Here is a 13447-nt window from a genome sequence, read left to right on the forward strand (position 1 = left end):
TTCAATCACCACAAACCCATGGTGGGAGCGGGCTTGCTCGCGAAGGCGTCGGCACATTTTGTATTTCTGCTGACGGATACACCGCTTTCGCGAGCAAGCTCGCTCCCACAGGGATGTAACGGTTCAGACGAAGACGATTTCATAGGGTAAACGCATGCGTTCCAGTAGCGTCGGCGATAAGGTCGGGGCAATGCCCATGGTCGGGTCGCCGTTGAGCTGGCTGGCGTAGGCGTGGGCGGCGTGGCTTTTGCGGGCGACGGTCCAGGTATCCAGCCGCACCTTGCGCGCACGTTCCCAGGGAATCTGTTTTTGCTCACGTTCCGGACGGTGCCAGGCCCAGACCGGCAAATCATAGAAGGTCGCACCAACCTGTTGAGCGGCCCTGAAACTGGCGCGACCCACCACATCATGGTCGTCGGTGCCGTCTTCACGCCAGGTGCTGAAAACCACGTCGCCCGGGCGCAGGTAGCGGCCGATGAACTCCACCAATTGGTTTTCCTGGTCGTACAACGCATTGTCGGTGAAACCGCCACGCACCCATTTCAAGCTGTGCATCGGCAGGCCGAGGCGGCGCAGGGCTTCGACGCTTTCCTGCGGGCGGAACACGCTCAGGCGTTTTTCCGACCATTGCCGTGAACCGGGATGGCTGGCGCTGCCATCGGTAATCGACAGCAATTGCAAAGGATGGCCAAGGCCGGAAAGTAATTGCAGGAGACCACCGCAGGCCACCACTTCATCGCCGGGATGCGGCGCGATCAACACGGCTCGGGCGCCAGCAGGGACCAGACTGTGAGTGCCAATGACCGGGATGTTTTCCAGTTGCGGGGCGTTGTTCCAGATTTGTGCAGGCAGGGTGCTTTCGCTGAGGGATAACGTTTTCATAGGTGCTACGTCCTTGTTGAGTCTCGCCTTCAATCGCGCACACGAGCTGTTTTTCAACACATCTGGCCGACCCGTGAAGGCAGTTTGATAGCAACGCGCAACGCTCCGAACCCTGGATTGCTGCGAGCAGAGTATTGCTCAATAAGGACGATTCGTCTCGTAACGGATCATTCTGATACGTTTTTTTTTAGTCTGTCTGTACTAGGTTTCGCAGGTAGTCACCAAACCCGCCGCGAGCACGACTGTCGAGTCGAGCACTGGTGTGTACTTGCGGACGATGGCTCCAGGCGATATTGGCGCCGCTGAGTTCCAGCTGACGAACCAGTTGCACATCCTCATCACAGGCCAGCGGTTCAAATCCCCCAGCCCAGCGATAGGCATCGGCGCTGATGCCAAGGTTGGCGCCGTGGATATGCCGATGACCGTCACAGGCCCGGTAGTGACGGTGATAGCGGATCTGCGCCGCCTCATCAAACGACTCATGCCAGCGCTCGACAGTGACTGTGCCGCACACCGCATCCGCGCCCAGCCCAAGCTGCGCCACCAGCCAGTCATCGGCCACGCGACTGTCGGCGTCCGTACAGGAAATCCACCGCGCACCCCGCTCCAGCAAATGCAGGGCCCCGGCAGCGCGGGCCTGACCGACATTGCGCGCCTCGATGCTCAGACACGACACTGGATACTGGCTGACTATCTGTGCGGAGCGGTCGGTGCAACTGTCGAGTACCACAAGGATTTCCACCGGCTCGCCGGCCAGTAACCCATGTTTGCTGGCCCGCAACGCCGCACTCAGGCAGGCGTCGAGCAAGTCTTCTTCGTTGTGCGCCGGAATCAGGATGCCGATCATCGCAAACCCTCCAGCGCCGCCACCGAACGTGGCTCGCGGCTCCACACTTCGAGAATGAAATCCGCTTCCTGATGCAGCACCAGACGCGGCAGATGCAGTTGCTCGTGGAGCATGTCGTGAACCTGCCGCGCATTCAGCGGGCAGCCATCAATCGGCGGACGCCAATGACAGGCGAGCAACTGGCCGTCGGCGGTCAGGGATTGACTGATGTGCTGGATAACTTCTGTCAGATCTTTACTGTCGAGGTAGTAGCCGATTTCGCTAAATACAATCAGGTCGAATTTTTCCTCCGGCCAGTCCTCGGGCAGGCGGCTTTGGCGGACTTCGGCGTGCTCGAACAGGCTCAGGCGGGTGCTCGCCAGTTTCACCGCCGCCGTGGCGGTGTCGCAGCACAGAAGTCGATCACAGCGACCCGCCAGCTCGGCACTCAGCTCACCATTGGCGCAGCCTGCTTCAAAAATCGATCGATAATGCGGACGCGGCAGGGCGGCAAGGGTAATCGCGCGTTTGCGTTGTTCGTACCAGCGCTCGCGGAACGCCCACGGATCGTCATTGCCGGCGAACAGACCTTCGAAATAGCGATCTTCAACGCTCACAGGAACACCACTTCAAAAGGCTGCAACAGTCGATCGAGCACGTAGGGCGCCAGCACCGGGCCGAGGCCGACGTCGGGGTCACCTTCCAATTGGCTGGCGAAGGCATGTACGGCGTGGCGCTTGCGGGCGATCTGTTCGGGTGACAGCAGAATCTTGCGGGCGCGCTGCCAAGGCACGAGCGCGTCTTCCGGAGTCGCCCAGTGCCACGTCCATACCGGCAATTCATGGCAAGTTGCGCCAACCCGTCGCGCGGCTTCTGCGCTGGCGCGGCCAACGGCTTCGTGGTCGCAGTGGCCGTCCTCACTCCAGGTGGTAAAAACCACGTCGCTGCTGCGCAAATGGCTTTCGATAAAGTCGCTGAGCTGATCTTCGCGAGCCGCCACTTGTGTGTCGGCAAAGCCTGCGCGCAACCACTTCAAACGATGCATCGGCAGGCCGAGTCGGCGCAGCGCTTCGGCGGATTCCTGCGGGCGAATCACGCTCAAGCGCTGCACCGGCCAGCGCTGGGAGCCCGGATGACTAGCGCTGCCGTCAGTCACCGAAATCAGTTGCAACGGACGCCCGGCAGCCGCCAACAGCTGCATTAACCCACCGCAACCGAGCACTTCGTCGTCCGGGTGCGGGGCGACGATGACCGCACGGGAACCGGGCGGCACCAGACTGAGGATGTCGATGTTGCCCAGCTCCGCCAGATGCCGCGAGCTTTGCCATTGGTGCAGGGTGGTGCCCTGGCCGACAATCGGATTGGTTTTCATAGCGTCCATGCCTCACCGGGCTGGCCGGCAATCAATTGGCCGAGGGCGGCGAGATCGCGCTCGGCATGACTCTGTCGCAGGAACACCGGCAGGTCAGCGATCAGCCGGGCGAAGTGCCGATCCTTGCAATACGGTCCGGCGCCGAGGGCGCGGCCAACGTCGCGCATCACCTGTTCGGCGGATTGTTCGATGACAGCGCGCGCGCGTCGGGCCAGCAGTTCAGCGTTTTCGTCCGGGGCTGAATCGATCTTTAATGCACTCCAGCGCAGCACATCGGCGGCAGCCTGCAATGCGGTATCGACCGCGCCGAGATGGGCGAGGGCATGCGGTTCTTCACGTTGCGCGCAGTGTTGGCGCAAGCGCTCGGCGATCTGTCGTGTCGCGCCGTACCAGCACGCGGCGATGCCGATCCCGCCTTGCCAGAAACCCGGACGTTGCAAGTAATCGCCGGGGTTACCGATAGCCTGGGCTTCGGCGCCGTCGAACAGCACTTCAACGCTGCCGGTGGCGCCCATGCCGACGGCGTTCCAGCCTTGGTCGGTGATGGTCACCCCCGGTTGATCAAGTGCGACCGCGACCAGTTGCTGTTGCTGATCGCCATCCCATGCGGTGAGCAACGCGTGGCTGAGCACGCTGGCTCCCGAACACCATGCCTTGCGCCCGTTTAGCGCCACCATGTGCCCGAGCGGACTGACCTGCACCCGCGCTTGTGGCGGTTCAGCGGCCCACATCCCCCAAGTGCTGCCCGGCGTCGGCGTGCCACCGAGTTGCTCGATGATCGCCAGCGCGTCGGTGTGGCCCTCATAGAGTTTGCACAGCCCCAGATCATGCCCGCCGACATCCGCCAGCGCGCGAAAGCGCTCCAGCGTGCGACCGCTGCCGGGGAGCGGCAAACGATCCAGTCCGGCCTCGACCATCGCCCGCAGGCACTGGCCGAGTGCGGCGGTGTCGGCATAGTCTGGTGGACGACGGGCGAGATAGCTTTGCAGGTCCATATCAGTCTTCTTCTTCACGTTGCAGTTCGAACAGCAGCAGCGAACGCCCGGTAACCGAGTATTCATGGCCGAAATCAAAGCGTTCCTGCCCGCGAATCGACGGCTGATTGGTGTCGATCATGCACGTCCAGAAACTGCCTTCGGGCACTTCCGGCAATTTGAAATTGACGATGTCGTGATGCGCGTTGACCACCAGCAACAGGGTGGCGTCGGCACCTTTGCGGCGAATCCCGGTTTCCTGCGCGCGACCATCCAGCAGCATGCCCAGGCAACGGTTGTGCGCGTCATGCCAGTGTTCGGTGGTCATCTCGGTGCCGTCCGGCGCCAGCCAGGTCACGTCTTTCACACCGATGTCTTCGTTGTATTCACCGACCAGAAAACGTCCGCGACGCAGGATCGGGTAAGCGAGGCGCAACTTGATCAGGCGTTTGACGAATTTCAGCAGCGCTTTGCCGTCCTCGCTCAGGTCCCAGTTGACCCAACCGATCTCGCTGTCCTGGCAATACGCGTTGTTGTTGCCATCCTGGGTGCGGGCGAACTCGTCGCCGGCCACCAACATTGGCGTGCCCTGAGCCAGCAGCAACGTGGCGAAGAAGTTACGCATCTGCCGGTGGCGCAGCGCATTGATTTCGGGATCATCGGTGGGGCCTTCGACGCCGTGGTTCCACGACAGATTATTGTTGCTGCCGTCCTGATTGTTCTCGTCGTTGGCTTCGTTGTGCTTGTCGTTGTACGACACCAGATCGTTGAGGGTGAAACCGTCGTGTGCGGTGATGAAGTTCACCGACGAATACGGCCGCCGTCCACGTTCGTTGAACATCTCGCCAGAGGCGGTCATGCGGCTGGCGAAATCGGCAACCTGGCCGTCGTCGCCTTTCCAGAAGGCGCGCACGGTGTCGCGGAATTTGTCGTTCCACTCGACCCAGCCCGGCGGGAAATTACCCACCTGATAACCACCGGGGCCGCAGTCCCATGGCTCGGCAATCATTTTCACCTGACGCAATACCGGGTCTTGGCGGCAAGCGACGAGGAAGCTGTGGCGTTCGTCGAAACCGTCGTGATAGCGCCCGAGAATCGTCGCCAGATCGAAGCGGAAGCCGTCGACATGCATCTCGCTCGCCCAGTAACGCAACGAGTCGGTGACCATTTGCAGTACGCACGGATGGCTCAAGTCCAGCGTATTACCAGTGCCGGAATCGTTGATATAGAAGCGCTTGTCGTCGGGCATCAAGCGGTAGTACGAGGCGTTGTCGATACCGCGCATCGACAGGGTCGGGCCTTGCTCGTTGCCCTCGGCGGTGTGGTTGTAGACCACGTCGAGGATCACTTCGAGATTGGCTTCGTGCAGGTGCGCGACCATCTCCTTGAACTCGGCGATCTTGCCGCTGGCCAGATAACGCGGGTCCGGGGCGAAAAACGCGATGCTGTTGTAGCCCCAGTAATTGGTCATGCCTTTTTGCAGCAGATGCTGGTCGTTAACGAAGGCGTGAATCGGCAACAGTTCCACGGTTGAAACACCGAGTTTGCGGATGTGTTCCAGCACATCATCGACCATCAGCCCGGCGAAGGTGCCGCGCACATTTTCCGGCACTGAGGGATGACGCATGCTGATGCCGCGCACGTGGGTTTCATAAATGATGGTCTTGTCCCACGGCACGCTGACGCGATGGTCGTTGCCCCAGGTGTGGGCCGGGTCGATGACTTTGCACTTGGGCACGAAGGGCGCGCTGTCGCGTTCGTCGAAACTGAGGTCAGCGTCAGGATGACCGATGGTGTAGCCGAACAGCGCTTCGGACCATTTCAGCTGGCCGACCAGTTGCTTGGCGTAGGGGTCGATCAGCAGTTTGTTGTGGTTGAAGCGATGACCGTTGGCCGGGTCGTACGGGCCGTATACGCGGTAGCCGTAGATCAGACCGGGATGGGCGTCGGGCAGATAGCCGTGGTAGATCTCGTCGGTGTACTCGGGCAGTTCGATGCGTTCGAGTTCGACTTCACCGGCATCGTCGAAGATGCACAGTTCAACCTTGGTCGCGTTGGCGGAAAACAGCGCGAAATTGACGCCAAGACCATCCCAGGTCGCACCGAGCGGGAAGGGCAGGCCTTCACGAATTCTCGAGGCCTCGACATGAGGTGCGGGTGCGGCTTTTTTTGGATTGGTCATGGTTGCTCCTGCAAAACTGGGATTACGGGATCACATAAAACCCTGTAGGAGTGAGCCTACTCGCGATAGCGGTATATCCGGCGACAGCAATGTTGACTGTCAAACAGCTATCGCGAGCAGGCTCACTCCTACAGGGGGGTACGTATTTCTTCAGGGCGAGTGCGCCCCTGGTGGCGAGCGAACCCGCCACACGGTTGTTCAATTCGGATATCCGGAAAGCGTCAGTTGGCCGGGGGCTTCTTGGTCGCTCGGGGCTTTTTCTCGGCGGCTTTTTCGCCCGGTGGAATCACCTTGGCAGCGCTGGCCGGTTTGGCTTTGGCCGCTGCGGGCGCTTTAGGCTTGGCCGCAGGCGTCTTGGCGTCGGCGGTTTTACTACCGGCCGCTTTCGGTGATTTCTTCGGCGCCAGCGCCTCGGCGTCTGCCAGTTTGCGCGCCATCTCCCAATGCCGTGATTCATGACCTTCAGGTTTCCCTTCGGATTCCCAGATCTGATAGGCGAACTCGCGGATGCGTTTATCGTCGGTACTCATCGCAATGCTCCTGAGCTGAACTTGTACTTACGTTAAGTGTTGGATAAAGAGATTGACCGGAATATTCCCCAGCGCGTCGCTGACGTTCAGCTCCCTGTTTTTTGTGACTGCTGCGTTTGCAAAAAGTCCCTTCAGGTTTGCGTCGCAGGCGAGGAACGGTAAAACCACCCGCGTATCGCCCCAACGCAGCGCATCCACATGAGGGATGGCACTGTTTTCCAGCAGCGTCGCGCAACGTACCGGCACGATCACGATGGCCCGTTGACCCTCGTGCTCGCGAGCAAATGCGAGCACGTTGTGCGCCTGGCTGCCCAGCACCTCAAGGGCCTGGTACGAGCCGCGCCGGAACAACCCGGCATGTTCGGCGCGCAGGCGCAGCACCTCGGCGATCAAGGCTTGCTTGATGCGCCCGTCACGCCAGTTCGCCAGCAGTTCCTCGACTGCGACTTGCGCATGCAAGGCTTGCTCGCGAGCGGCGTAATCCACCGGCCGGCGGTTGTCTGGATCGACCAGGCTGAAATCCCAGAACTCGTTGCCCTGATACAGATCCGGCACCCCCGGCACTGTCATGCGCAGCAAGGTTTGCGCCAAGCTGTTCAGCGCGCCGGCAGCGGCAATGCTACTGACGGTCTTGATCAGGGCTGCGCGCAGCAGTTCACCTTCATCACCGATAAGCAATCTTTCGGTGAAGGTTTGCGTGGCGTTTTCATAGGCTTCGTTGGGGGCGCTCCAACTGCTTTGCAGCTTGGCTTCGCGCAGGGCTTTCTGTTGCCACTGCCAGATGCGTTTGGCGTAATCGGCAAAACCCGCCTGATCGTCATCACGCAGTTGCAGCGGCCAACTGCCGAGCAAGGCCTGATAAAGAATCAGCTCATCGCCGGACGACGGCAGTTGATCGTCATCGCGCAATGGCCGGGCGAGGGCACGCCACAACTCGACCTGCTCGGCGTACCAGTGGCTGCGCTCGCTGAGCACCGCCAGACGCGCCCGGGTGTCTTCACCGCGCTTGTGGTCATGGGTGGCGGTGGCCAGCAGGTTGTCGGGAAATTGCGCCAGACGTTGCAGATTGACCGCATGAAAGTCGCTGAGCGGGGCGCTGAACTGCTCGGTGTTGTAGCCGACGTCATTGCGCGACAACAACACCGCCGAGCGATACAGCGCGGTGTCTTCCACGGCTTTCGCCGCTGCCGGTGAGGTCAGTTGCTGAAAGCGCACGCAAGCGTGTTTGAGGATTTTCCGTGAACGCCCGCGAGGCTTGCGTCGCCACGGCTGACCGCCGAGCCAACCGGCCAGACAGTCGAGCACCGGCCAATCGCTCTCGCCGAGGGTTTGCCGCGCTCCGTCCATGGCTTGCTGGAAAAACACCTCGTCCTGCGCCGAACGCCCGAGTGCGCTGATGTAAGTGCGGTACACCGGGAAATGCACAATCAACGCCTGCAAGGCGCGACGGATCGCGCCGAGGGTCAGGTCACGGGTCATCAAATCATCCCGCGCCACTTGCAACAGCGCCTGAGCGACGCTTTCGCAATCGCTGGCCAGCGAGCCGTTGAGAATCTGCTGACGCGCCAGTTGCGCTTCTTCGATAAACGCGGCGGGGCGTTCGGTGCGCCGCTGCCACAAGTCGCCGAGGACGTATTCGCCATCAGGATCGTGTTGCAGCAACGACAGTTGATTCATGAATTCGTAACCGGTGGTGCCGTCCACCGCCCAGTCGGTGCGCAGGGTTTCGCCGGCACCGAGAATCTTCTCGACGTAGATCGGCAAGTGCCGTCCCGGCGCCAACAGATCGACTCTCCGCCGCAGCTTGCGGCAATAACCGCGTGGGTCGGCGAGGCCGTCGATATGATCGATGCGCAAACCGTCGACCAGGCCTTCTTCGATCAATTGGAAGATCTTGCCGTGAGTGGCCTCGAACACCGCTGGCCGCTCGACCCGCAGACCGCCCAGCTCATTGATATCGAAAAAACGCCGCCAGTTGATGTCATCGGCAGCGGTGCGCCAACTGGCGAGGCGATAGCTTTGGCGTTCGAGCAACTGATGCAGTTTGTCGAAACCTTCGTCGCTGGTGGAATCGTAGTGCGCGAGATTGCGCTGGATTGCGTCGAGGATTTGCGGGTCGCTCGCCAGTTGCTGCAATTCTTCCTTTAGCGGCAGCGCCAGCGAATGCGCGTCGGTCTGGTAGCTGAGGGTACTGAAACGCTCGGCGAGGGAGCTCAGTGCTTCGACAGGTTTCAGCAGTTCGCCGTAATCGCTCGGGCAGATCGGGAAGTGGTGGTCGTAGTGCTCGACGTAAAAACTGCCGGTCTGCGCATTGAAGTGCAGTTTCAGCGTGCCTTCCTGCAACGCCACGCCGTAATCACTGCCGAGAAACGGCAGCAGCAACTGGCCTTCCATCAGAGGGTCCGGCGAATGCCACTGGATATCGAAGAACTCGCCGTACGGGCTCAGTCGACCCCATTCCAGCAAGTCGAGCCACCACGGATTATCACTGCCGCCGACCGCCATGTGGTTGGAAACGATGTCGAGGATCAGCCCCATGTCGTGTTCGCGCAACGCGCCGACCAGACGCCGCAGCGCCGGTTCGCCGCCTAGTTCCGGGTTAACGCGGGTCGGATCGACCACGTCGTAGCCGTGCATCGAACCGGAGCGTGCCGCGAGCAGCGGCGAGGCATAAATGTGGCTGATGCCGAGACTGGCTAAGTACGGCACCAGCGGCACCGCTTGTTCGAGGGTAAAGCCTTTATGAAATTGCAGGCGCAGGGTGGCGCGCAACGGGCGGATAAGCGTTTGGTTCATTGATCACGCTCGGCTGCCTGAAGGCGCGCGCAGGCGAGCAATTCCAGACGTCGCGCAGCATCCGCGCCGTCGAGCAACGCTTCGCTGCTGTTGGGCAGACGTCGCGACCAGTTCGGGTGCGTGTCTGTGGTGCCCGGCAGGTTGGCTTGCTCCTCGATGCCCAGCGCATCCTCCAGCGGCAACAGCACCAGCGGCGCCCGGGTGTGGCCGAGGAAACGCACGGCGGCGTCGACAACCTGATCGGCTTCGTGGGATTCCTCGCGAAAATTCTGCGGGTCCTGGCTCAAGACGCTGCGCAGGCCTTCGCGTTCACGCTGACGGTGGCGGCGCCATTCGATTTCGCCGCTGGCGTCGACCAGATTCAAGCGCGCGTTCCAGTCGATATCCTTGCCATGCCACCAGCCATTGAGTGTCGGCAAGTCGTGGGTGCTGGTGGTCGCCAAGGCATTGTCCGGCCAGTCGAGAATCGGTTTGAAATGACAGTTGTCCTGTTCGAACAACAGCACGCGCATGCCGAGCATCGAGCGGGCGATGAGTTTTTCCCGCAGGCCGTCGGGCACAGTGCCGAGGTCTTCACCGAGGACGATGGCCTGATGGCGATGGGATTCGAGGGTCAGCAGGCGCAACAGATCGTCCACCGGGTAATACAGGTAAGCGCCGTCAGCCGGGATCGCACCGTTGGGAATCACCCAGAGCCGTTGCAGGCCCATGACGTGGTCGATGCGCAACCCGCCAGCGTGGGCGAAGTTGGCTCGCAGCATGTCGATGAAGGCGCGAAAACCGTTACGCACCAGACCTTCCGGGGAAAACGCAGAAATCCCCCAGCCTTGGCCGGAGCGGTTGAGAATATCGGGCGGGGCGCCAACGGTCAGCGAAGCGAGTAATTCATCCTGAAAACTCCAGGCCTGACTGCCGGCGCCATCGGCACCGACTGCGAGGTCAGCGATCAGGCCTATGCCCATGCCAGCGCTGCGAGCGGCGGTTTGCGCACGCTCCAGGCAGCGATGAATCAGCCATTGGCAAAACGCGAAGTAGCCGATGCGCTCGCTGTATTCCTCAGCAAACGCTTCGAGGGCGGCGCCGCGTGGGTCGTGCCAGTGCTCGGGCCATTCGCGCCAGTCGAGGCTTTCGCCACGGGCGGCGCGCATTTCCTGGATCGCTTCGAAACGACAGTGGTTTTCCAGTGCTTCGCCACCCGTGTGGCGAAAACTGGCGAAGTCCGGATGCAACGGGTGATCGCCGCTGGTGAAGCCTTCATACAAGGCTTGCAGGAGTTTTTGCTTGGCATCGGCGGCGCTCGGCCAGTCGATCAGCTTCAGGTCTTCCAGTTGGGCAAATTGTTCGGCCAGCCCGGTGGTTTCAATGGCATCGCGCAGAGCACGTTCGCCGAGGATCGCGCCGGGGGAGGCATACAAGGAATTGAGAAACAGTCGGCTCGACGGCGAGTAAGGGCTGTAGCGTCCGGTGTCGGCGCTGAACATCGCGTGCAACGGGCTGATGGCCAAGGCTTCGGCACCGCGTTCGCCGGCCGCTCGCGCCAGTTCTTCCAGCGCTTGAGTGTCACCAAAACCGCCATCGCCGGGCCGACGCAACGAATACAGTTGCACGCTCAGACCCCAGGCGCGGGGGATCGGATTGTCCACCGCATCACCGACGCTGAAGCAGCGTTCGGGCGCGACGGCCAGGGTGAAATATTGATCGGCGATGTGTACCTGTTGATATCCCGCAGGGATCAGCCCGGGCAATATCGCTTGGGCGTCGAGCTTCAGGTTCAGCCGCGAGCCGTCTTCGAGGTGGATTTCGCAGGGCGTTTCAGGTTCGAAATAGCGGGCCAGATCAAGCCCGGCGCCGACGTCACTGGTCAGTAACGGTGGCAGGTGACGATCCTGTTGCACTTGTTGCAATTCAAGCAGACTGGCGTCGATTTCCTGAGCCGTGCTGGCCGGGTGGCCAAGACCGATGAGGACATTGCGCAGCACCGCCGGGGCGACTTTTTGCGGGCGACCGTTGGCATCGATCCAGTCGACGGCAAGGCCGGCCCGGCTGGCGAGAATTTCCAGTTGCGCATCGCTCATAGGCGCTCTCCATTCAGAGGTTGCAAAGGGGTTGCGGCCGTGAGGCTGACAAGCGCGCAATACGGGGCGAGTACACCCGGTTCCGACAGATCAGTGGCGGCAGGCTGCTGAAACAGCCACACCGCATCGGTCTGTTCAGGGTTGACCACCGGCGTGTCGCTGAGGTTCAGGTCGATTCGCAACTCGCTGCCGTTGCCCAGGCGCCAGCGCGCACTGACCGCGCCATAGCCGAGCATGTGTGCGCCAAGCGCCTGGGTGCCGGACAGATTCGGGATGATGTGTTGGTGGCGCAGTTGCAACAGTTGCCGGTACAACGCCAGCGTTTGCTGCTGAATCGCCGAGCCGTTGCCGATCAGGCGTGGCTGCGATGAATGAAAGGTTTGCTCGGCGTTGGGGTCGGGAATCCGTTCGCGTTTGTGTGGATCTTTAAATGCGCTGAACGCGGCAAATTCATTGCGCCGGCCTTCGCGTACCAGTTCGGCCAGTTCGCCGTGGTGACTGGTGAAGAACAGAAACGGTTGTTCGGCGGCGAACTCGTCCCCCATGAACATCAACGGGATCATCGGCGAGAGCAACAGCAGCACCGTGGCAGCCTGCAACGCTCGGGGATCGGCCAGTTGATGCAGGCGCTCGCCGAAGGCGCGGTTGCCGATCTGGTCATGGTTCTGCAAGAACAGCACGAACGCGGTCGAGGGCAGATGTTCGCTGGGTTCGCCGCGCGGTTCACCGTGGCGGGTGATATGGCCCTGAAATACAAAACCCTGACTCAGGCAGCGGACCAATTGTTCGGTGGGCTGCGAGGCATAGTCGGCGTAATAGGCATCGGTTTCGCCGGTCAGCAGGACGTGCAGGGCGTTATGCCCGTCGTCGTTCCACTGCGCGTCGTAATCGTATTCGAGCAGGCTCGACTGGTTCAGCTCGTTTTCCACGGTCAGCCAGACATGCCGCGTCGGGTCGATCTGCTGGCGGATGCGCTGGGCCATTTCACTGAGGAAATCCGGGTCCTGAATCGCGTGCACGGCGTCCAGTCGTAGGCCGTCGAAGCGGTATTCCAGTAGCCACATCAATGCGTTTTCGATGAAGAACTCACGCACTTCGCGACGGCGGAAGTCGATGGCAGCGCCCCAAGGCGTGTGCTGATCTTCGCGAAAGAAGCCCTTGGCGTAACGGTTCAGATAATTGCCGTCGGGGCCGAAGTGGTTGTAGACCACGTCGAGAATCACCGCCAGACCATGGCCGTGGGCACTGTCGATCAGATGTTTGAGTTGTTCCGGGGTGCCATAAGAAGCTTGCGGCGCGTAGGGCAATACGCCGTCGTAACCCCAATTGCGCTCGCCGGGGAATTGCGCCAGCGGCATCAGTTCAATGGCGGTGATACCCAGCGTCACCAAGCGTGCGAGATGTTGTTCGACTTCGGCAAAACCGCCGAGCGCACCGACGTGCAACTCGTAAATGACTGCCTCGCTCCATGGCCGACCGTGCCATGCACTGTGTCGCCACTGATAGGCCAGTGGGTCGACAACAACGCTGTGGCGGTCGATATCGCCATCCTGCGCTCTGGAGGCCGGATCGGGCACCTCCAGTTCGCCATCAATGTTGTAGCGGTAACGGCTACCGGCCGGGCAGCGGGCCTTGATCACGAACCAGCCGTCACCCTGGGGCAGCATCGGCAGGGATTGCCCGTGTTCAAGCTCCACACTGACGTAAAACGCATCCGGCGCCCACAACGCGAATTGCGTGTGTTCGGCGTCCAGCATGATCGCGCCGTGGGGCCAGGTTTCAAGGGACCGTAACGGCATCGTTGATAACC

The 13447-nt window shown here is 61.3% G+C and carries 10 protein-coding genes; all 10 read right to left on the bottom strand.

Translation table 11 applies throughout. The features are described 5' to 3' along the window. Positions 1–123: 123 nt before the first annotated feature. Positions 124–882, bottom strand: coding sequence for a PIG-L deacetylase family protein (locus tag ACTWLJ_RS20240; RefSeq protein WP_445178178.1), 759 nt, complete (start codon positions 880–882; stop codon positions 124–126). A gap of 187 nt (positions 883–1069) precedes the next feature. Then, a complete protein-coding gene (locus tag ACTWLJ_RS20245; RefSeq protein WP_445178179.1) occupies positions 1070–1729 on the bottom strand; it encodes a glycosyltransferase in 660 nt (219 codons plus the stop codon). Then, the gene (locus ACTWLJ_RS20250; RefSeq protein ID WP_445178180.1) at positions 1726–2325 is read right to left on the bottom strand and encodes an SAM-dependent methyltransferase; all 600 of its coding nucleotides are present in this window, start codon (positions 2323–2325) and stop codon (positions 1726–1728) included. Before ACTWLJ_RS20250 ends, ACTWLJ_RS20245 begins: the two co-directional genes overlap by 4 nt. Then, positions 2322–3080 carry a PIG-L deacetylase family protein gene (locus ACTWLJ_RS20255; RefSeq protein WP_445181387.1) on the bottom strand — a complete coding sequence of 253 codons (759 nt, stop codon included), beginning with the start codon at positions 3078–3080 and terminating at the stop codon, positions 2322–2324. Before ACTWLJ_RS20255 ends, ACTWLJ_RS20250 begins: the two co-directional genes overlap by 4 nt. Continuing rightward, on the bottom strand, positions 3077–4075 hold the full coding sequence (locus tag ACTWLJ_RS20260) for an acyl-CoA dehydrogenase (protein WP_445181388.1): 999 nt from the start codon (positions 4073–4075) through the stop codon (positions 3077–3079). The genes ACTWLJ_RS20255 and ACTWLJ_RS20260 overlap by 4 nt, the downstream gene beginning before the upstream one ends. Position 4076: 1 nt before the next feature. Beyond that, on the bottom strand, positions 4077–6236 hold the full coding sequence (gene glgX / locus ACTWLJ_RS20265) for a glycogen debranching protein GlgX (RefSeq protein WP_401211244.1): 2160 nt from the start codon (positions 6234–6236) through the stop codon (positions 4077–4079). A gap of 221 nt (positions 6237–6457) precedes the next feature. Then, complete coding sequence (locus ACTWLJ_RS20270; RefSeq protein WP_445178181.1) at positions 6458–6766, bottom strand: DUF2934 domain-containing protein; 309 nt, start codon at positions 6764–6766, stop codon at positions 6458–6460. A 27-nt stretch (positions 6767–6793) separates the two neighbouring features. Then, positions 6794–9562 carry a malto-oligosyltrehalose synthase gene (locus tag ACTWLJ_RS20275; RefSeq protein ID WP_445178182.1) on the bottom strand — a complete coding sequence of 923 codons (2769 nt, stop codon included), beginning with the start codon at positions 9560–9562 and terminating at the stop codon, positions 6794–6796. Next, positions 9559–11637 (bottom strand): 4-alpha-glucanotransferase, encoded by a 2079-nt coding sequence (gene malQ, locus ACTWLJ_RS20280; protein WP_445178183.1) that lies wholly within the window; start codon positions 11635–11637, stop codon positions 9559–9561. Before malQ ends, ACTWLJ_RS20275 begins: the two co-directional genes overlap by 4 nt. Continuing rightward, the gene (gene treZ / locus ACTWLJ_RS20285; RefSeq protein ID WP_445178184.1) at positions 11634–13436 is read right to left on the bottom strand and encodes a malto-oligosyltrehalose trehalohydrolase; all 1803 of its coding nucleotides are present in this window, start codon (positions 13434–13436) and stop codon (positions 11634–11636) included. The genes malQ and treZ overlap by 4 nt, the downstream gene beginning before the upstream one ends. Positions 13437–13447 lie beyond the last annotated feature (11 nt).

Source organism: Pseudomonas sp. McL0111 (assembly GCF_052567255.1).